The sequence below is a fragment of the Ruminococcus sp. FC2018 genome (assembly GCF_000621805.1).
Taxonomy (GTDB): domain Bacteria; phylum Bacillota; class Clostridia; order Oscillospirales; family Ruminococcaceae; genus Hominimerdicola.
The window spans coordinates 14,911-33,252 of the sequence record NZ_JHXH01000007.1; the positions used below are offsets into that span (position 1 = coordinate 14,911).

The following is an 18,342-nucleotide window of genomic DNA, read 5'->3' on the forward strand; positions in this document are numbered from 1 at the left end:
AATGGCTCTTCTTGAAGTAAAAAAACTTGGTATATCCTTTGGCGGTCTGCGTGCAGTGGATGAGTTTTCCGTTAAGATAGAAAAAGGAGAGCTTTACGGTCTTATCGGACCAAACGGCGCAGGAAAGACCACCGTGTTCAACCTGCTCACAGGCGTGTATAAGCCCACCGACGGCTCTATTATCCTTGACGGCGTGGATATCACAGGCAAAAACACAATTCAGATAAACCATGCCGGAATTGCAAGAACATTCCAGAATATCAGGCTTTTCAGCAATCTGAGCGTTATAGATAACGTTAAGGTCGGACTGCATAATCATTATAAGTATTCTGCCGCAACAGGTGTTTTCCGTCTGCCTAAGTATTTCAGGACCGAAAAGGAAATGGACAAAAAAGCTCTTGAGCTTTTGAAGGTCTTTGACCTTGATAAGCAAGCGTATCTTCCTGCTTCTGGACTGCCATACGGTAAACAGAGAAAGCTGGAGATAGCAAGAGCGCTTGCTACCGAGCCAAAGCTTCTGCTTCTGGACGAGCCTGCGGCAGGTATGAACCCCAACGAAACAGCAGAGCTTATGAATACCATTAAGGCTGTCAGAGACGAATTTGATATGACGGTGCTGCTTATCGAGCACGACATGAGCCTTGTTTCGGGTATCTGTGAAAAACTGTCGGTGCTTAACTTCGGACAGCTCCTTTGCCAGGGCAAAACCGGCGAGGTGCTTTCAAATCCCGAGGTAATCACCGCATATCTTGGAGAATAAGGAGGGCGATATTATGGCAATGCTTGAGATAAAAGACCTTTGTGTCAACTATGGCGTTATCAAAGCCCTCAAAGGTATAACATTCGAGGTCAACGAGGGAGAGGTCATCGCTCTGATCGGTGCAAACGGCGCAGGTAAGACCACTACGCTGCACACCATCACAGGACTTCTCAATGCCAGATCCGGCTCGATAGTCCTTGACGGAAAGGATATAACCAAAACACCCGCCCATAAGATAGTTAAAATGGGTATCGCCCATGTTCCCGAGGGCAGACGCATATTCCAGAACCTTACGGTTCTTGACAATATCCGCCTTGGTGCCTTTACAAGAAAGGATAAAGACGGTATCGCACAGGATATCGAGAAGGTCTATAAGCTTTTCCCAAGGCTTGAGGAGAGAAAGACCCAGATCGCAGGAACGCTCTCCGGCGGCGAACAGCAGATGCTGGCAATGGGCAGAGCGCTTATGTCCAAGCCAAGGATCGTGGTAATGGATGAGCCTTCAATGGGACTTTCCCCGATACTCGTAAGCGAGATATTTGATATAATACAGTCTATAAGACAGCAGGGAACAACTGTGCTGCTTGTGGAACAGAACGCTAAAAAAGCCCTTTCCATAGCAGACAGAGCTTATGTTCTTGAAACAGGAAAGATAGTGCTTTCCGGCAAGGCGTCGGATCTTATAAACGATGAGTCTGTTAAGAAGGCTTATCTTGGAGAGTAGGAGGATAGCCATGGCAAGGATAATAACTATTGCAAGAGGAATGGGAAGCGGCGGAAGAACCATCGGTAAAATGCTTTCCGAACAGCTTGGAATGAAGTATTATGATAAGGAGCTTATAAGGCTTGCAAGTGAGGAAAGCGGAATAAACGAGGCGTTTTTCGGAAGAGTGGATGAAAGACTGAAATCTTCCTTTATCCGCAAGAACGGAGTGTATAAAGGCGGTCTTATTGACCCGGCAAGCAAGGATTTTACCAGCGATGCCAATCTTTTCAATTTCCAGGCAAAAATAATAAAACAGCTTGCTGATATGGAGCCTGCGGTGATCGTGGGCAGATGCGCAGATTATGTCCTTAAAGACTATGACAATGTGATAAGGCTGTTTATCTTCTGCGATATCCGGACCGCTGTTCATAACGTTATCGAGGCTTACGGCGGAAATGAAAAGGACGCAAGAAAGCTTATTGAAAAGACAAACAAGGACAGGTGCGCCTATTATAAGCATTATACAGGCAGGGACTGGGAGGACGCCAGAAACTATAATATATGCCTTGATACCAGCCATATGGATTACCAGACCTGCGTTGACGTTATCAAGGGCTATATAGATATAATCGACAAAAAATCTGAATAAGCATAAGCTCAGGGAGGGATAGTTCGTGACTTTACAGGAAATGATAAATGATTCAAAAAGCATTGTGTTCTTCGGAGGGGCAGGTGTTTCCACCGAGAGCGGGATACCTGATTTTCGTTCCGTTGACGGACTGTATAACCAGAAATACGATTATCCCCCCGAACAGATCCTGTCCCATACCTTTTTTGTTCAAAATACAAAGGAGTTTTACGACTTTTACCGTGACAAGATGATATGTCTTGACGCTAAGCCCAATAAGGCGCATCTGAAGCTTGCAGAGCTTGAAAAAGCGGGCAAGCTCACTGCCGTTGTTACCCAGAATATTGACGGTCTGCATTCTCTTGCAGGCAATAAAAAAGTCTATGAGCTCCACGGAAGTGTCCACCGCAACTATTGTACCAAGTGCGGAAAGTTTTTTGGTATTGAAGCCATAACAAATTCCACCGGCGTTCCCACCTGTGAGTGCGGAGGGGTCATAAAGCCGGATGTGGTGCTTTATGAGGAAGGGCTTGACAATGATACTATCCAGGGCGCAGTCAAAGCTATAGCAGGCTGTGATATGCTTATTATCGCAGGTACTTCAATGACCGTTTATCCCGCCGCAGGGCTTGTGCGCTATTTCCGTGGCAAGTACCTTGTGGAGATAAACCGTGATCCCACCGCAATAGACGACCGGTGTGACCTTGTTATTCACGGCAAGGTGGGGGAGACACTTGATAAGATAGAGGTTTGAAAAAAGCTTGGATATTAAGTATATACATGAGCCTACCGACCTCCAGTGCGGGCAGGCTGTGCTGGCAATGGTGCTGGGCAGGACCGTTGAGGAGATAGTCGGATATCTTGATAATGACAAAGAAACTACGCTGAAACAAATGCGCCTTTGCTTTGAAAACGGCGGGTTCAGACTTTCGGATAGGCGTATGCAGGCGCAGGATAAGACCGACCTGCCGCAGCTATGCCTGTTGAGCCTGGAAACTCCCCGCTGCTGGCATTGGTCTCTTTTCTGCCAAGGTACATTCTACGATCCCGAGCATGGGGTAATGGAGGATTTCCCTGCTTGTGATCGCAAATACTATTGGGAGATAACACATATTTGAGGTGAAACATAATGAAACTGTTTGATTTTCTCACGGCTGCACCGCCAAAGCCTGAAAAGCATGGGATAATTATAGGCAGCGTCATTATGTTTTTGTTTTCTGCTGCATCGGTTTATCTTTCCTATTCATATGAACTTCCCCTCGCAGCTGTCCTTGTATTCTTAGCAGGCTTTGGATTTGTGTATTATAAGTCAAAGCTCTATATGCTGTATTTCCGCCTGCCGGTCATATTCCATATCATAATGCTGCTGGTGTCGTCGTATGTTTCCTTTATCGGATTTAAAAGCTATGCCGGCGATACAGCTGCAAAGGTCCTGACATCGGTCTCATGCGGCATTTTTATTCTGACGCTTGCCGATATCTTTTTATCTGTTATACTCAGACCCCTTTGCGGAAAAAGGGCTGTGCGTAAAGGCTTTGTCAAAGCACTTGCGGCATTCTTCCCATTGTTTTTTACTATCTTTGCATACCTGCCGTTAGAGCTGTTTTTAAATAACCGCAAAGACTTTTTTGTCAGCTTCCCGGACATCGCACCTTATTTTTTCGTTAAGACTATTGTGTTTACCCTGCTGGCATCAGTGGCAGCCTGCGTGTTCAAGGAAAAGGTTTTCCGTGTTGTCTGTGCCATTGCAGTGGGGCTTTCACTGGGATGCTATTGCCAGTATGTGTTTATGAACAGCGTGCTTCCGCAGACTCTTGGCGAGCCTGTGGACTGGGATTCCATGACCACAAGAAAGTTGATCAATGCAGTTATCTGGCTCGTTATTCTTGTCCTTCCCACAGTGTATGTTATTGTCTGCAATAAGGTCAAAGCAATGGGTAAAAATGCGGCGGTTAAAAACGGTCATCTGATCCTCAATGCCTTTGTTGGGGGAGTGCAGGTGCTTTCCCTGGCAATTCTCATGATATCATCCGCAAGTTCCCTTTTTTCCAGCGAAAAGTATATCCTGGATAATTCACAGCAGTTTACCGTTTCCTCAAAGAAAAATGTAATAACCTTTATCCTTGATGCATCCGACAGACATTATTTTGATAAAGCCTTTGAGCAGTCACCTGAGAAATTTGACTTTTTAAAGGACTTTACATACTATACAAATGCCTGCATGATGTATGATTCAACCTATCTGTCCATACCTCAGATGCTCTCCGGTACGACCGAGCTTCCGCAAACGACGATCAAAAGCTGGTTCACTAAAGCCTGGTCCTCCGAATCCTGCGAGGCATTCTATTCCCGTCTGCATGATGCGGATTATCAGGTGAATTTTTACGGCGATTTCTGCTACGGATACGAGTATGATCCCCTTGCAGGAAAGGTGGATAACTGTGTAAAGATGTCTGATGACGATATGAAGATAGATAAGCAGGCTCTTTTTGACAGCTTCAACTCTCTTTCTTCATACAGATTCATGCCCCTTATGTTTAAGAAAAATTATGAGATCACAACAAAGGATCTTAATAGTTCTGTAGATATAGAAAACTCATGTATTATGGACAATAACGAGTACCTGTCTGATCTTGAGCTGAAAAAATCCGATTCGGATAAGAATTACTTTATTGTCGAGCACCTTATGGGTACACACCTTGAAGCAGGTAAAACATCGGATAACGTTTTGGTTTGCCTTGATATTCTTAAAAGCTATATTTCACAGCTGAAAGAAATGGGCGTGTACGACGACAGCGTAATAATTATTACCGGTGACCACGGTACTCACGGATCGGCTGATAATATGCCTATATGGTATATTAAAACAGCAGGAGCAAAGAACGATAAAATGCAGTATTCAACTGCTCCCATACACCATATGGATTACGTTGCCACCTGCGTTGATGCCGCAGGGATCAAAAAGGACGGAGATGACAAACTGTTCGGCAGGTCTATCTTCCAGATCGGTGAAAACGAAAAAAGACAGCGTCTTGTGTTTCAAAGATCGGAATTTGAGTATGTGGGACCTGTAAACTGGGAAAAATATTCCGACAGCTCCCATAGGTGTGCAGCCTTCGGGTATTATTTCACAGGTGACCGTGAAGACCTTGTAAAGCATGAAAAGACCGATCCGCCTGATATCCTGCTGGAGCTTGACGAATACTACTAAGCTCTTGACACAGCTTTTTACAGGTGCTATAATATTTGACATACAGACGTATTATATGTGTTAAAGAAGGTATTTCAATGAAAAGATTTGTCCCGTCAACCGTAAGGTTTGCGTTTTATCTGATAGGTTCTGCCGTTATTCTAACCCCAACAGTTCATGCGTATGTTGACCCGGCTACCACAAGCTATGTGGTGCAGATAATTGCCGGCATAGTTATTGCCTGCGGCACGGGTATAGGTATCTTCTGGAATCGCATGAGAAGAAAGATGAAAAAGAAAAAAGAGGACGGAGCGGATCAGATCCCGGAGAATGCAGAAAGAAAAACTCAGGGCGGTGTCCTTACCGCTTCTGATCTTCTTGATGATGAATCTGAAAACAAAGATGAGTAAATGGAAAAACCGTACTGTATTGATGCAGTACGGTTTGTTTTTTTCTTTATCAGCTATATGCCTTTGCAGTTTCCCGGTGTTTAAGTTTTGAGGAGCCCAAGCCCAGTTTTTTGCGGGTGATGTAGAAGTATGCGCACACGTTAAGAGTAAGTGCTCCCGTCCATGCAGCGATCTCTGCAAATGATGTTGCCATGAAGCCGGCACGCTTTATGAATATCATTATCACGCCAACTCTCATTACCATTTCCATAATACCCGAAAGCATCGGGATAAGAGGTCTGCCCAGACCCTGTACGCAGCTTCTGAAAACAAACAGGAAATCCACAGTGAAAAGTGCTGCACCGCAAAGTCTGAAATAACCTGCGGCAATACTTATCGGCTCATCGCCGTCAAGGAGTATGTTGCCCAGAAACTCAGGAGCAAATACCATTATTGAACCAAGAATAAAGTAGGATATGCTTGCAATGATAATACATACGCACATTCCGTCCTTAATGCGGCTGTATTTTTTAGCTCCGTAGTTCTGGCTTGCAAAAGCGGACATTGTGTAACCTGCTGTGCAGGCAGGCTGCATGAACATATTTATAAATCTGCTGCAAGCGGAGAATGCAGACGTGTAAGCAACGCCCAGTCCGTTTACGAAGTACTGTACTGTCATGCACCCGATAGCTGTGATGGAGTTCATAAGTGCCATGGGAACGCCGTTTTTCAGAAGCATTCCGTCCAGTCTGAGGGAAAAGGAAAAGTCCGAACGGCTTAATCTGAGAAATTCTATCTTTCTGAGCTTGTAAAGACAAACAGCCGATGAAAGTACCTGTGACATTATCGTTGCAGCGGCTGCGCCCCATACTCCTGTTTTGAGTATGAATATAAAATAGCTGTCCAGCAGGATATTTACAATAGTGGATATTATTATTGCGATCAGAGGGGTCTTGCTGTCGCCCAGAGCACGGAGCACTCCTGAGCACATATTGTAAAGCAAAGCCGTGGAAAGCCCGGAGAATATCACAAGACCGTATGATAGACTGTCGTCCATAATGCTCTCGTCTGTCTGTAAAAGCACAAGTACATCTTTGAGGAAAAATACGCTGAGCGCAGTGAGGGCAGCAGCGATAAATACGCAAAGTCTTACAGACGCACCCAGGTATCTGCGCAGCTGCTTGTAGTCGCCTGCGCCGAAGCTTTGTGCCGTAAGTACGTTGAAGCCGTTGGCAAGTCCCATGGAAAATCCGATAATAAGGAACGTGAGCGAGGATATGTTTCCCACAGCCGCAAGTGCGTTGTCACCAAGTCCTTTTCCCACAATGGCAGTGTCTGCTATTGAGTATACCTGCTGCAGCATATTAGTAAGCAGCATAGGAAAGAAAAAGCTTACTATAAGCTTTGATGATTTTCCTTTTGTAAGATCATAAGTCTTTGTCATTGTTTTTGTCCCTCCGTTCACTTATCGCAGGGGCTTTCCCTCCTTTCCATTCAGATGGATCTTTAATTCATTTTACTTTTCTTACTCTTTTCTTACTGCCTACATTATATTTCATTGAGAATAATTTTTTATCAAAACTATTGTTTTTTTATCAAAAATATGATACAATATCAGAAAGTTTCATAACAAGCATTGCATTTAGTTCAGGAGGATACCATGAATACTAACCGTGACCTTAACTACCGCCTTTATATACAGAAAGAAACGGGCTTTATCCGTACCGATATAAACAGCGAATTTGCCAGATACAATAATATCGTAGAGGGCAACCTGAACGCTCTGCACGAGCATTTTCAGCGTCCCCGCTCCGAGTTCTATAACGGCAAAGGACAGCTTTCCGATGACCCGCTGCGCAACGTTATCTACCACCATGTTGTTTGCGTAGGCGTAGTAGCAAGGCTTTGCGTAGATGCCGGAATGGATATGAACGTTGCCTATACCCTGAGCGATATATATATTAAAAAAGCCGATGTAGCCAGAACTCCCGACGAGGTCCTTGATATAATGGAGGAGTTTCAGATGGATTTTGCTATGCGAATGCGTGACATTAAAAAGGGAGGGGCAGTGAGCCTTCACGTCAAACGCTGTGCAGATTATATCTATGACCACCTCCACGAGAGCCTTACCCTTGAAATGCTTGCCCGAAAAGAGGGATTGAACCCCAGCTACCTTTCTAAGCTTTTTGCAAAGGAAATGGGCATGGGTGTAAAGGACTATATTATAAATGCAAAAATAAATACTGCCAAAAACATACTTCGTTATTCCGAGTTTTCCATACTGGATATTTCCATTTCTCTGGGGTATTCCTCCCAAAGCGCATTTACCGCCGCATTCCGAAAGGCAACGGGAATGACTCCCAAGAAATACCGTGACATTATGTCCGAGTGAGTTTAATATATCAGGAGGCTTATTATGGCAAACCGATCCGATCTGAGAGCAAGGATACTTATTGTTGACGACGATAAGGAGCTGTCCTTTATTATCAAGAAGATGCTTGAAAACTATTCCTATAACGTTACCGTTACCCATACCTGTGACGATGCCTTTGAAATACTGGGCGATTCCAGCTTTGACCTTGTGCTGCTGGATGTTAATCTTCCCGACGGAACAGGCTTTGATGTGTGCAGGCAGCTGCGAAATGCCTGCAATGTCCCGGTCATATTTGCCAGCGCAAGGTGCAGCGAGGACGACAGAGTAACAGGCTTTGATATAGGCGGTGACGACTACCTTCCAAAGCCCTATTCCATGCGTGAGCTGCTGTCAAGGGTGAATGCCCTTATAAGGCGGACATTTAAAAATACCCCTGACGACAAAACAGTCTGTTTTGGAGATATAAAGGTTAATATATCCGCTCGCACCGTTGAAAAGGCAGGCAGCCAGGTGCAGCTGTCTTTGAGAGAATTTGACCTGCTGGCGTATCTGTGTGAAAACATGAATACGGCGGTAAGCAAGGAAAGCATATTAAACCGTGTGTGGGGTGCCTTTTCACGGGTTGAGCCTGCAACTCTTGCGGTGCATATCCGCTGGCTTCGTGAAAAGCTGGAAAACGACCCTGCCGACCCTGAGTTTATAAAGACCGTCCGTAAGGTGGGGTATATGCTGGAGGTGAAGGATAGTTGAGATATAAACCTTTTGTAATAGGCGTGCTTTTGTCGCTGGTGCTGATAGCTACCGCACTGCTTTCCTATACCGACACGGATAAGTATGAGCCGGACAAGCAGGCATCTGTTGCTGTGGGGGCAAACGAGGTCTATAACCTTATAAATTCAGGCGACACCAAAGCTGCCGCCGAAAGAGCAAGACAGCTTTCCGCTGAGGCAGCTCAAAAAGATACCCGGGTGCGCAGCAACTCAAAAACATGGGTATGGATACTCTGCGGCGTGGGCATCGTTTGCATAAACGGCGTGATAGCCTATGTGTGGCTGAGTATAATAAAGCCTTTTCATAAGCTTGAACGCTATGCCGACGACCTTGCAGCAGGGAAGTTCGATAACGGACTGGATTATGAGCGCAGCAACTATTTCGGCAAGTTTACCTGGGCGTTTGACAGTATGCGCCGTGAGATAATAAAGGCACGAAGCTGTGAAAGGGAAGCTATCGAAAACAACAAGACCGTTATAGCCTCTCTCTCCCACGACCTGAAAACTCCTGTGGCGTCTATAAGCGCATACTCAGAGGCGCTTGTGAACGGTTTTTATTCCGACACCGAGGAGATGTATTCCTATCTTGACGTTATAAGCAAAAAGTGTGACGAGATATCAAAAATTACAGGGGATATGCTTGTGCACGCCATAGGTGAGCTTGATGCTCTTAAAATGTCGCCTGAGCCCCTTGAGCTTTCCGGTCTTATTGAAACTACCGTAAAGGAAACAGGCACAGGTGACAGTATAAGATTTGAAAAGCCCATGTTTCCTGTGAATGTGTGTGTTGACAAAAACAGGTTTTCTCAGCTTATCGGCAACCTTATCGGAAACGCACAGAAATATGCCGACGGGGAAATGGATATAAGCGTTACGAAAAACGGCGCAGCCTATGCCGTTCACTTTTGTGACCACGGCAAGGGTATCCCCGATGAGGATATGCCTTTTGTACTTGATAAGTTTTACCGTGGCTGTAACACAGGGGATAAAAGCGGCTCGGGACTGGGGCTTTACATAGTAAGATATATCGCACAGCAGTCAGGGGGAGATGTTTTGCTTGAAAACAAGGACCCCGGGCTTGAGGTGACAGTAACTGTGCCCGAATATAAGAAGGTGTAAAAGAAATATTGAAACCTTAAAGATTTCTTAATGTTTCCTGTGTTACACTGTACTCACAGCAGAAAACTTGTGTTAATTAAAGAAAGGAAACAACGCCATGAAAGAAACCGTGCTTTCAGCAAGAAAACTATGTAAATCCTTTGCCGCAAACGGAGTGCAGAACCATGTCCTTACAGGTATAGACCTTGATGTATATAAGGGGGACCTTACCGTTGTTATGGGTGCATCAGGCTCCGGCAAATCCACCCTTTTGTATGCTCTGAGCGGAATGGACAGAGCAACTTCCGGTGAGGTCATCTACAATGACAAAGATCTTGTAAAGCTCAGCGAAAAGGAGCTTACTCTGCTTCGCCGCAAGGACTTTGGCTTTGTCTTTCAAAAAATGCACCTTGTAAGTAATATGACTTTGTTTGAAAACGTGGTGGTGCCTGCATATCTTGATAAAAGTGTACCGTCAGGGGAGACCGACAAAAAAGCAAAAGAGCTTTTTGACACCATGGGTATATCCGAAGTCAAGGATCACCTGCCCTCACAGTGTTCGGGAGGAGAGCAGCAAAGATGCGCTATTATCCGAGCTGTCATAAGTCAGCCTTCGGTGCTCTTTGCTGATGAACCCACAGGTGCTCTTAACAGGCGTAATACAATCGAAGTGCTTGACCTTCTCACAAAGCTTAACCAAAACGGACAGTCTGTTTTTATGGTCACCCATGACGTAAGAGCAGCCGTGAGAGCCACCCGCCTTATATATATCGAGGACGGCACGATAAGCGGAGAAATGACAATGCCGCCCTTTGAAGCTGAAAAGGAAAAGAGCCGTGAAACGCAGGTAAACGCATGGCTCAGCTCAATGCAGTGGTAAGGGAGGCATAAATATGAAGTCTGTACTTTACCTTGTAAAAAACAATATAAGATTTAAGACAGGAGCATTCCGGAGCGTTATTATCCTTATGGCGATAATCGTCTTTTCCTACTCCTGTTCGGTGAGTAATTCAAAGAACTTGAACACAGCTCTCAGTCAGTCCCTTGACCATTATGGCGTGGGCGATCTGGTAATGACTTACAAGGGCAGCGAGATACCCACCAAAGTTATCGACGGGCTTGCTGCAAACGAAAATGTAAGCTCCTGCCGCAGCGACGATATGCTTTTTGTTGCAATGGATTGCTATGGCGACGGCAAGGAGCTGGAGTTTGAAACAAGACTTATAAAGCAGAAAAAGGAGCTTAAAGTTTTTAAAGAAAACTCTGACGGATTTGAAAATGAACCTCCATTGCTATCTGAGGGACAGGTGTATGTGTCTTTCTGCTTCGGAAAAATGTATGGACTGGAGCGGGGAAGCAAGCTTGAGATACAGACATCTCCCAATACCCGTGAGAGCTTTGAAATAAAGGGCTTTGTGGAAGATCCTATCTATGGCACAAGCCTTGTGGCTTACGAGAATTTCTATATAAACGAAAATGACTGGGATCGAATTGCCGAGGGTATAAAAGAAGGCAGCGTCAATAATAACTATATCTATCCCACAAAGATGCTGCATATTTTTAAATCAGGCGATATCAAGGATTTTGAGCTTGTAAAGCAGCTCAATGACCAATGCGGACTTGTTGACGAGTCAATGCTTTATGTTACCCGCAGTGAGCTTGTGAGCTATACCGAGATATACGCCGATGTGGGCACCAGCCTGCTGTATGCCTTTGTGGGACTGCTTGCGGTCGTGGTTGGACTTATGATGCTCAACAGTATAAATTCCACAGTGGAAATGCAGTATGTAGATCTTGGCATTTTAAAGTCACAGGGGTTCACCGTGTGGCAGATAAGACTTTCTTATATTGTACAGTACGTGTTTGCCCTCATCTGCGGAACGGTCATAGGTCTGTTGGTTTCTGTGCCGATGCTTTCGGTAATGGGCAAGCTATTTATGACCGTGACCGGAATATGGACCGATTGTTCCATAGACTTTTTAAGCAACAGCATAATAGCCATTGCGATGATAGCGGTATTTGTGCTTTTTATACTTTTCTCAACACGCAAATTAAAGAAAATATCCCCTGTAAATGCCCTTAATAATGCTCATAAGGACGTCCACTTCACAGGCAGACTTAGTATGCCCATGAAGCAAAGATCCCTGCCTGTGTCCATGTCAATGCGTGCGCTCACATCAGGACTCCGCCATTATATATTTGTCTTTCTGATAACCGTTCTGCTGATGTTCTTTATGGTCACTATCTTTAATCTAACCAATGGCATAAATTTTGAAGAAATGTTCGGATACAACTGGTCAAATGTCTCCGCCAAGCTGTTCAACGAGTTTGAACAGAGTGATATGGAGCTTGTCCGTGATAAGATCAAACAGATCGACCCCAAGGCAGAGGCTGACTTTGTTGCTTACACCGATAATATCCTTGCAGATGACGTGCTTTACGGCTCAACTGCTACGGATAACCTTGAAAGATATTATAAACCCATAAAGGGAAAGCTTGCCGAGTACGACAACGAGGTGATAATTACGAAAATTGTTGCCGACGAGCTTGAAAAGGGGATAGGCGACAGTATCACAGTTTCCAATTCGGGAAACAAGGCAGACTATACCATAGTGGGTATCGTCCAGACCACAGCCCAGTCCGGAAGACTTTTCTGCACCACATTGGACGGTGCAAAGCGAATAGGGATCAAGCCTTATCTGACAAATATCTATCTTGATGATAAGAGTAAGGACGAAGAAGTAGTAAAAGCCCTTAATGAACAAATGGGCGACAGGCTCTTTGCCAAAGCGGCAAACAAAACATCTATATATGAGACCACAGAGGACTTGGTAAATATGTTCCTTGTGCTGATCGTGGTGATCGTTGTGGGAGTTTCGGCAATATTCCTGCTGGTAGCAGTAAGCCTTATCTGCAAAGTTACCTTCCTGCGTGAGCGCACCGATATAGGCATCTTCAAAGCCACAGGCTTTACAACAGGAAATCTGCGGGCACAGTTTTCTGTGAGATTTCTGATGATCGGGGTGCTTGGCTGTATCGTCGGAACAGTGATCGCTGTGTTTGCCACAAATCCACTGCTGTCAATGCTTATGAAGATCGTGGGAATGACTGATTTTATGCACTCGCTTACAGTTTTTGAGGTGATTATCCCTGCCGCAGTAATATGCCTTTGCTTTGCAGGCTTTTCTTATATGTCCTCAAGGCGCATCAGGACTGTACAGACCACTGAGCTTATATGTGAGTAAACTAAAAAAGAGTACCTTTAAACAGGCAATATCATTAAGCTAACGAAGAGTTCACATCAAAAAGATGTGGGCTCTTTTTTTTACCGTGAGTATTAAATAACTGTAAACTTTAGCTGCAATGGCTTGACAAAATTGCGATTTTGTGCGGTTTCATTGCCTATGGCAATGAAACCCTTTGAAATAGGTATAGTAGTTTTACCATTTCAAAGGAGGACTCAAGTATGAAATTTGCAGGCAGATTGAGAAAAAAACTGAATGGTTCCATCAATCGCATTTGTACCAAGCACAGCAGCTTCTTTGTATCACCCGATAAAGACTTTACTCGCAAAGGCAAATTTAAACCTCAGGATATTTTTATGTCTTTGTTGTCTATGGAAGGTTCATCTTTGTCTCACGAACTTCTGAACTATTTCCAATTTAGCTCAGCGACACCTTCTAATTCTGCTTTTGTTCAGGCTCGCAGCAAGATATCTCCCTCTGCCTTCGAAGATTTGTTTTATGATTTTTCTAATAATGCCTGCGGTAAAGAGCTTTCCTTTTGCGAAGAATACCTCCGTCTAATGTTGAAGTACTTATTGCAGCTCACATCCTGCCGATCCGACCCGGCGGGAGCAATCCTCGTGCCCCTTCACGAAAGCACGCTGCATACTTCATTTACAGGGTAGCATAATCCCATCAATTTTGTCAAGTCATTTTGGGCAGTCGATTACTTCTTCGACGGCTTTCTTTGATATGCCTACTTTAAAATAATGCAGTCATTGGCTGTTTTTGTTTGCCAATGACTGCATTTGTTTGATTCCTTAGCTTAATGATATTGCTTTAAACAGGGTACTCTTTTTTTGGGGGGAAAACCAATATCTGATAAAATAAAAGTACCGCCTGCCGATGCAAACGGTACTAAAGGGTGAGTAGAGAGATTTGAACTCTCGGTCTTCAGAGCCACAATCTGACGCGTTAGGCCAGCTACGCTATACCCACCATAAAAATAATACCTGACACAAAATCAGGTAAACACGCCATACTGGATTCGAACCAGTGACCTACCGCTTAGAAGGCGGTTGCTCTATCCAACTGAGCTAATGACGCATACATTAGCATAAAAAATGCACTGCGGAGTTACCGGAAGTGCAAGCTTGTGCTTAAAGCGGGTGATGAGAATCGAACTCACATGACCAGCTTGGAAGGCTGGGGTTCTACCACTGAACTACACCCGCAAAAGTATCAAATCTCAGGCATTGCCTCAATCGACGCTATTTATTATAACACACACGCCTTAATTTGTCAAGCACTTTTTATCTATTTTCAACTATTAACAAAAAGTTCATCATAACCGGAACACAAGCTATGATGAACTGTTATTTTTTCCTCAATATCTTTTTTCTGAACCAGTTTACATAAAGATCTATCATCTGGGTAAGGGCGACCTCGTATAGCAGAAAGAAGAAGTTTGCCGCCAGCCATAGCACAAGAATTGCATACTTTCCGAAGTTTTCCATTCCGTCCATCATATCCTGTGATACGAAGATCTTTGTGAAGATAATAAAGAACATAGCCATAGCCACGTTGAAAACCAGGAATTTGATCAGCCATCGTGTCACTTTGCTTATTTTGCTCCGGTCAAGACCAAATTTCAGTATAGGGTAGTATCCCATGAAGATTATGAACAGCACCGAAGCCTGTATGTTCGGGGTTATGAGCGGGCAAAGCAGAGCCACAGCAACATATGTGGCGATAGCCCAGTTGCGGTCCACCTCAACTATCATGACCACCATGAGAAAGCCTGCAAAGGTGGGAATAGCGTAGTCCAGCATGGGAAGAAAGCCCGAACAGAACATTGAAAGCAGACAAACTGCGCTGATAATGCCGCCAAGAGCCACCTTGAAGCTTATCTTTTTTTTCTTTTTATCCATTTATGATTATCTCCGTTGATAATGTCCGTGTGAAGTCTTTGCTGTCCGTAACAGTCCGTCGTATAGCATTAACAGCAGGGGATAAGGTCACCGCCCATACATTCACAGCAGGAATCAAGGCATATCAGATCACAGCAGCAGTTCATAGCATCTGCGTTACTGTTGCGGTATGTACCCATTGGATTGCCCGCCATTGAGCCGCTGCGCTGGGAATTGAGCTGATTGAGTGCAGCAGCGTATTCTGCGTTGCCCGGATTTATGGAAGCAGCACGGCTGAAATTCTCGTAGGCCTCGTTGAACCAACCACGCTTGTAGCAAACCGAGCCTTTAAGGAAGTACCATTCCGCATCACGGCGTGTGGGGTCAACCGCCGAAAGCATATCGTCCGCTTGGGTAATGTTGCCTGATTGTATAAGATATCTGATCTGCTGACTGTCGAAATTTGCGCTTGCAGAGTATCTGCTTGAAGCCTCGCTGTTTCTGATGTTGTTGATTATCTCGTCGTAAGCCTGATTGACCTCGGACATCTTCTCGGCTGCAACATCTTTCAGCGGGTTGTTTTCGTACTGGTCAGGATGATATTTTTTTACAAGTTCCTTGTATGCCGCCTTTACCTCTTCCTCTGTGGCACTTCTCTGAACACCCAGTATAACGTATGGGTCTTTTCCGTTTATCATATTACTGCCTTTCCTTTCTTAGGTTTATTTCTTTTGTTGAATTTTTCCTCTTTAACAAGATCATATGTGTTTTTAAGCCCAAGGTATACAATATTGTCAAGAATATCCCTGAACCGTTTAAGCCTGAGAGCATAGTAGCTGTCCGCCAGGACTCCAAGCGACATATTGACCGTCCAGTTGCAGAACTGCTTTACCTCCCGGGGAACCTTTCCACCATCGGTGAGCTTAATGCCTTTTTGCTGCATATATATCCTCAGCGGATTGTAGTTATCCTGCTTTATGTCGTCTTTAAGGTCGTCAAGAGCGTCTGTAACATAGATATACCGTCCAAGACAGTAACCGAAACGTCTGAGCAGCTCTCTTTCCTTACTGTTTCTTCCCAGCCCTTCAAATACCGCCTGCATCATCAGTGCCGTAGGTTCACAGGCAGCATCTATCCCTGCGGTCTTTTGCTTTTCTATTTCATTCTGAAGCTTCATAGCCTTGGCAATGCTCTTACTTATTTCCTTATGCGCAGCGCAAGCTTTTTTGTAAGGCTTTATGAAAAACGGCAGCGCAATGGCAGATAACAGCTTTTTGCCAAAGCCCTTGTCGGAAAAGTCGTCCCTGAGCTTGTGATATGTGAGCAATACCGACATATCCGACGCATAGGAAAGATCGTTCTCACAGCCTGCACACATAGTCTTTTTCCATGGGTGTGCGATACACCTTTCGCTTTTTTCCACAAGCTTTCTGTCATGTACCGAAAGGTCCATAAGAGCAAGAAATGCTGCATCGTAGGATAGGGTGAAGCGGGTAAAAAAGCCGAATCGGCGGTGCATATCCTTGCATATCCCGCAATAGATGCTGCGGTAGATCTCAAATTCATACACACGCATATAGGGCTTGTACGCACGTATATACCCGAACATATCCTCTACCTCCTTGCAGGCATTCATACACCCATACATTATACAACCTTTTAATAGCTTTTGTCAACACCTAAAAAAGTCCCTGCATAGCTTTCGCTGCAGGGACTTATCAAAATCATTCTGTTTTTCATGTGCAGATCCTACTTTATTTCCTCCACTCTGACATTTGAGATGTGGATCGTTGCAGTTGATCCGCACTTGCCCATGTTGAACTCAAGTCTACCGTTGGGATCGGTTTTTGCCGTCATGTCAAACTCATAGGTGAATTTCTGTTTTTCCTTTGTAAGTTTGAGCTTGGTGTCTTTAAGATATCTTACCCAGCCTGCGGTGGGAGCAGAAACGCATACGATCATGTCTCTTGGCTCATCCGCATATGCCTCAAAGGTCGCACGGTATTTCTTGCCTTTTATCATAGGCAGCTCTGGCTGTACCAGCTGTACGGAATATTCCTCTGTGCCTTCCTTGCTTGAATTTATAACGATCTCGTTGTTCTCGATTTTTGCAGCTCCTTCGCCGCCGTTGAACAACAGGAACTTCCAGTTTTTATCGTCAGTCAGATCCTCAGCCTCTGCAAAGCTGCCGTTGTAGATGTAGTTGCCGTCTTCAAGAGCCTGTCGCATGGTCACCTCGGGCTTCTTTACATTCTTATCGTAGTTTGGCTTCTGATATACTCTTACGTAGTCTATCTCGAATTCTGCCTTATCGAAGTTGGTGTCCGCATCGGGGTTGCCCGGCCAGTCGCCGCCAACTGCAAGGTTCATCTGAACAAAGAACGGCTGATCGAATGGAGCAGGATAAGGCTTGTCGTCCTCACCCTCAACAGCGGTAAACCAGTCGTTTACCTTGAGGTATTCGTGACCGTCAATGTACCATCTTATCTCGCCCGGTTCCCATTCAACAGAGAATTCATGGAACTCTTTTTCAAAGTCGCTTTCAATAAGCTTGTATGTCTGCTGCTGTTCGGAATGAGGCTCGCCGTAGTGAACTGTTCCGTAGGCTGTGGAAACGTCATTTCCCAGCACTTCCATTATGTCTATCTCGCCGCATTTAGGCCACTGACCGTAGTGCTGCTCGTCTGTGGGCATCATCCACAGTGCAGGCCATAAACCCTTTCCGAATGGGACCTTTGCGCTTATGGAAACCTTGCCGTATGTAAAGTCCTTCTTGTTTTGTGATTTTATCTTTCCCGAGGTGTAATAGTCCTTGCCGTCTTTTTGGGACTTTATTGCCTTGAGTATTACCTTGCCGTCCTTTACAAAAACATTGTCTGTGGACGTGGTGTACTCCTGAAGCTCGTTGTTTGTCCAGCCCGGCTCGTGGGGATCGTAGCTCCAGATGTCCTCGTTGAGCTTGTCACCGTCAAATTCATCGCTCCACAAAAGCTCGTATCCATCAAGCTTTGGGGCCTCGGTCTTGTTTTGTGATGCGTTTGATGAACCTGATGAGGAACTGTCGCCATCAGAGCTGGAGCTGCCGCAGGATGCCATTGAAAGTGCCATTGTACAGGCAACGATCAGGGAAAGCAGTTTTTTGCTTTTCATATCTCTTAACCTCCGTATAATTACAGTTTCAGTTTTTTCCTTGATATAATTGTATTATAAGCGTGAAAAGAATTATATAAAAATCGTTGCTTTTTTATAATAATTATGCTATAATACCGGTGATACAATGCGCTTGAATGACG

The 18,342-nt window shown here is 44.7% G+C and carries 17 protein-coding genes, 3 tRNA genes and 1 pseudogene; 13 read left to right on the forward strand and 8 right to left on the reverse strand.

The genetic code is table 11. The features are described from left to right. Window position 1: 1 nt before the first annotated feature. The 7 genes from T494_RS0106095 (at window position 2) to T494_RS0106125 (ending at window position 5,694) form a co-directional block, all read left to right on the forward strand. The gene (locus tag T494_RS0106095) at window positions 2-760 is read left to right on the forward strand and encodes an ABC transporter ATP-binding protein (RefSeq protein ID WP_028505534.1); all 759 of its coding nucleotides are present in this window, start codon (window positions 2-4) and stop codon (window positions 758-760) included. Window positions 761-773: 13 nt separating this feature from the next. Further along, window positions 774-1,484: an ABC transporter ATP-binding protein gene (locus T494_RS0106100; protein WP_028505535.1), complete on the forward strand. Its 711-nt coding sequence runs from the start codon at window positions 774-776 to the stop codon at window positions 1,482-1,484. A gap of 10 nt (window positions 1,485-1,494) precedes the next feature. Further along, a complete protein-coding gene (locus T494_RS0106105) occupies window positions 1,495-2,115 on the forward strand; it encodes a cytidylate kinase-like family protein (protein ID WP_028505536.1) in 621 nt (206 codons plus the stop codon). A gap of 40 nt (window positions 2,116-2,155) precedes the next feature. Beyond that, the gene (locus T494_RS0106110; protein ID WP_037344151.1) at window positions 2,156-2,848 is read left to right on the forward strand and encodes an NAD-dependent protein deacylase; all 693 of its coding nucleotides are present in this window, start codon (window positions 2,156-2,158) and stop codon (window positions 2,846-2,848) included. A 7-nt stretch (window positions 2,849-2,855) separates the two neighbouring features. Continuing rightward, a complete protein-coding gene (locus T494_RS0106115) occupies window positions 2,856-3,212 on the forward strand; it encodes a hypothetical protein (protein ID WP_028505538.1) in 357 nt (118 codons plus the stop codon). A gap of 11 nt (window positions 3,213-3,223) precedes the next feature. Beyond that, entirely contained in the window at window positions 3,224-5,305 is a 2,082-nt protein-coding gene (locus T494_RS0106120; RefSeq protein WP_028505539.1) for a hypothetical protein, read from the forward strand. Window positions 5,306-5,382: 77 nt separating this feature from the next. Further along, complete coding sequence (locus T494_RS0106125; RefSeq protein WP_028505540.1) at window positions 5,383-5,694, forward strand: hypothetical protein; 312 nt, start codon at window positions 5,383-5,385, stop codon at window positions 5,692-5,694. Window positions 5,695-5,743: 49 nt separating this feature from the next. Here the strand turns inward: T494_RS0106125 and T494_RS0106130 are convergent, their stop codons facing one another. Continuing rightward, complete coding sequence (locus T494_RS0106130) at window positions 5,744-7,117, reverse strand: MATE family efflux transporter (RefSeq protein WP_028505541.1); 1,374 nt, start codon at window positions 7,115-7,117, stop codon at window positions 5,744-5,746. 216 nt (window positions 7,118-7,333) lie between these two features. Here T494_RS0106130 and T494_RS0106135 point away from each other — a divergent pair, with 216 nt between their 5' ends. From T494_RS0106135 to T494_RS14125, 6 genes and pseudogenes are all read left to right on the forward strand, one after another. Beyond that, complete coding sequence (locus tag T494_RS0106135; RefSeq protein WP_028505542.1) at window positions 7,334-8,065, forward strand: AraC family transcriptional regulator; 732 nt, start codon at window positions 7,334-7,336, stop codon at window positions 8,063-8,065. A gap of 24 nt (window positions 8,066-8,089) precedes the next feature. After that, on the forward strand, window positions 8,090-8,797 hold the full coding sequence (locus T494_RS0106140; RefSeq protein ID WP_037344126.1) for a response regulator transcription factor: 708 nt from the start codon (window positions 8,090-8,092) through the stop codon (window positions 8,795-8,797). After that, the gene (locus T494_RS0106145; RefSeq protein WP_028505544.1) at window positions 8,794-9,936 is read left to right on the forward strand and encodes a HAMP domain-containing sensor histidine kinase; all 1,143 of its coding nucleotides are present in this window, start codon (window positions 8,794-8,796) and stop codon (window positions 9,934-9,936) included. The genes T494_RS0106140 and T494_RS0106145 overlap by 4 nt, the downstream gene beginning before the upstream one ends. 97 nt (window positions 9,937-10,033) lie before the next feature. Beyond that, on the forward strand, window positions 10,034-10,795 hold the full coding sequence (locus T494_RS0106150) for an ABC transporter ATP-binding protein (RefSeq protein ID WP_028505545.1): 762 nt from the start codon (window positions 10,034-10,036) through the stop codon (window positions 10,793-10,795). A gap of 13 nt (window positions 10,796-10,808) precedes the next feature. Next, window positions 10,809-13,160 (forward strand): FtsX-like permease family protein, encoded by a 2,352-nt coding sequence (locus T494_RS0106155; RefSeq protein ID WP_028505546.1) that lies wholly within the window; start codon window positions 10,809-10,811, stop codon window positions 13,158-13,160. 362 nt (window positions 13,161-13,522) lie between these two features. Then, window positions 13,523-13,660, forward strand: a pseudogene (locus tag T494_RS14125) (IS4 family transposase); the annotation flags it as partial. A 403-nt stretch (window positions 13,661-14,063) separates the two neighbouring features. On the opposite strand, the gene T494_RS0106165 reads toward T494_RS14125, so the two are convergent. The 7 genes from T494_RS0106165 to T494_RS0106195 all read right to left on the reverse strand — a co-directional run bounded on the left by T494_RS0106165 (window position 14,064) and on the right by T494_RS0106195 (window position 18,199). Further along, window positions 14,064-14,138, reverse strand: a tRNA-His gene (locus tag T494_RS0106165). 34 nt (window positions 14,139-14,172) lie between these two features. Then, window positions 14,173-14,246 (reverse strand) — tRNA-Arg (locus T494_RS0106170). Window positions 14,247-14,303: 57 nt separating this feature from the next. Then, window positions 14,304-14,374 (reverse strand) — tRNA-Gly (locus tag T494_RS0106175). Window positions 14,375-14,515: 141 nt separating this feature from the next. After that, window positions 14,516-15,070: a hypothetical protein gene (locus T494_RS0106180; RefSeq protein WP_028505548.1), complete on the reverse strand. Its 555-nt coding sequence runs from the start codon at window positions 15,068-15,070 to the stop codon at window positions 14,516-14,518. A 68-nt stretch (window positions 15,071-15,138) separates the two neighbouring features. Beyond that, entirely contained in the window at window positions 15,139-15,747 is a 609-nt protein-coding gene (locus T494_RS0106185) for a J domain-containing protein (protein ID WP_028505549.1), read from the reverse strand. Further along, window positions 15,744-16,658: a DUF5685 family protein gene (locus T494_RS0106190; RefSeq protein WP_028505550.1), complete on the reverse strand. Its 915-nt coding sequence runs from the start codon at window positions 16,656-16,658 to the stop codon at window positions 15,744-15,746. Before T494_RS0106190 ends, T494_RS0106185 begins: the two co-directional genes overlap by 4 nt. 140 nt (window positions 16,659-16,798) lie before the next feature. Further along, window positions 16,799-18,199 carry a family 16 glycosylhydrolase gene (locus tag T494_RS0106195; RefSeq protein WP_028505551.1) on the reverse strand — a complete coding sequence of 467 codons (1,401 nt, stop codon included), beginning with the start codon at window positions 18,197-18,199 and terminating at the stop codon, window positions 16,799-16,801. Between the last annotated feature and the right edge of the window lie 143 nt (window positions 18,200-18,342).

Bases quoted from the DNA above. Each gene is read 5' to 3' on its own strand.
- T494_RS0106095 (WP_028505534.1), top strand. From the start codon at position 2: ATGGCTCTTCTTGAAGTAAAAAAACTTGGTATATCCTTTGGCGGTCTG.
- T494_RS0106100 (WP_028505535.1), top strand. From the start codon at position 774: ATGGCAATGCTTGAGATAAAAGACCTTTGTGTCAACTATGGCGTTATC.
- T494_RS0106105 (WP_028505536.1), top strand. From the start codon at position 1,495: ATGGCAAGGATAATAACTATTGCAAGAGGAATGGGAAGCGGCGGAAGA.
- T494_RS0106110 (WP_037344151.1), top strand. From the start codon at position 2,156: ATGATAAATGATTCAAAAAGCATTGTGTTCTTCGGAGGGGCAGGTGTT.
- T494_RS0106120 (WP_028505539.1), top strand. From the start codon at position 3,224: ATGAAACTGTTTGATTTTCTCACGGCTGCACCGCCAAAGCCTGAAAAG.
- T494_RS0106125 (WP_028505540.1), top strand. From the start codon at position 5,383: ATGAAAAGATTTGTCCCGTCAACCGTAAGGTTTGCGTTTTATCTGATA.
- T494_RS0106130 (WP_028505541.1), bottom strand. From the start codon at position 7,117: ATGACAAAGACTTATGATCTTACAAAAGGAAAATCATCAAAGCTTATA.
- T494_RS0106135 (WP_028505542.1), top strand. From the start codon at position 7,334: ATGAATACTAACCGTGACCTTAACTACCGCCTTTATATACAGAAAGAA.
- T494_RS0106140 (WP_037344126.1), top strand. From the start codon at position 8,090: ATGGCAAACCGATCCGATCTGAGAGCAAGGATACTTATTGTTGACGAC.
- T494_RS0106150 (WP_028505545.1), top strand. From the start codon at position 10,034: ATGAAAGAAACCGTGCTTTCAGCAAGAAAACTATGTAAATCCTTTGCC.
- T494_RS0106155 (WP_028505546.1), top strand. From the start codon at position 10,809: ATGAAGTCTGTACTTTACCTTGTAAAAAACAATATAAGATTTAAGACA.
- T494_RS0106180 (WP_028505548.1), bottom strand. From the start codon at position 15,070: ATGGATAAAAAGAAAAAAAAGATAAGCTTCAAGGTGGCTCTTGGCGGC.
- T494_RS0106185 (WP_028505549.1), bottom strand. From the start codon at position 15,747: ATGATAAACGGAAAAGACCCATACGTTATACTGGGTGTTCAGAGAAGT.
- T494_RS0106190 (WP_028505550.1), bottom strand. From the start codon at position 16,658: ATGTTCGGGTATATACGTGCGTACAAGCCCTATATGCGTGTGTATGAA.
- T494_RS0106195 (WP_028505551.1), bottom strand. From the start codon at position 18,199: ATGAAAAGCAAAAAACTGCTTTCCCTGATCGTTGCCTGTACAATGGCA.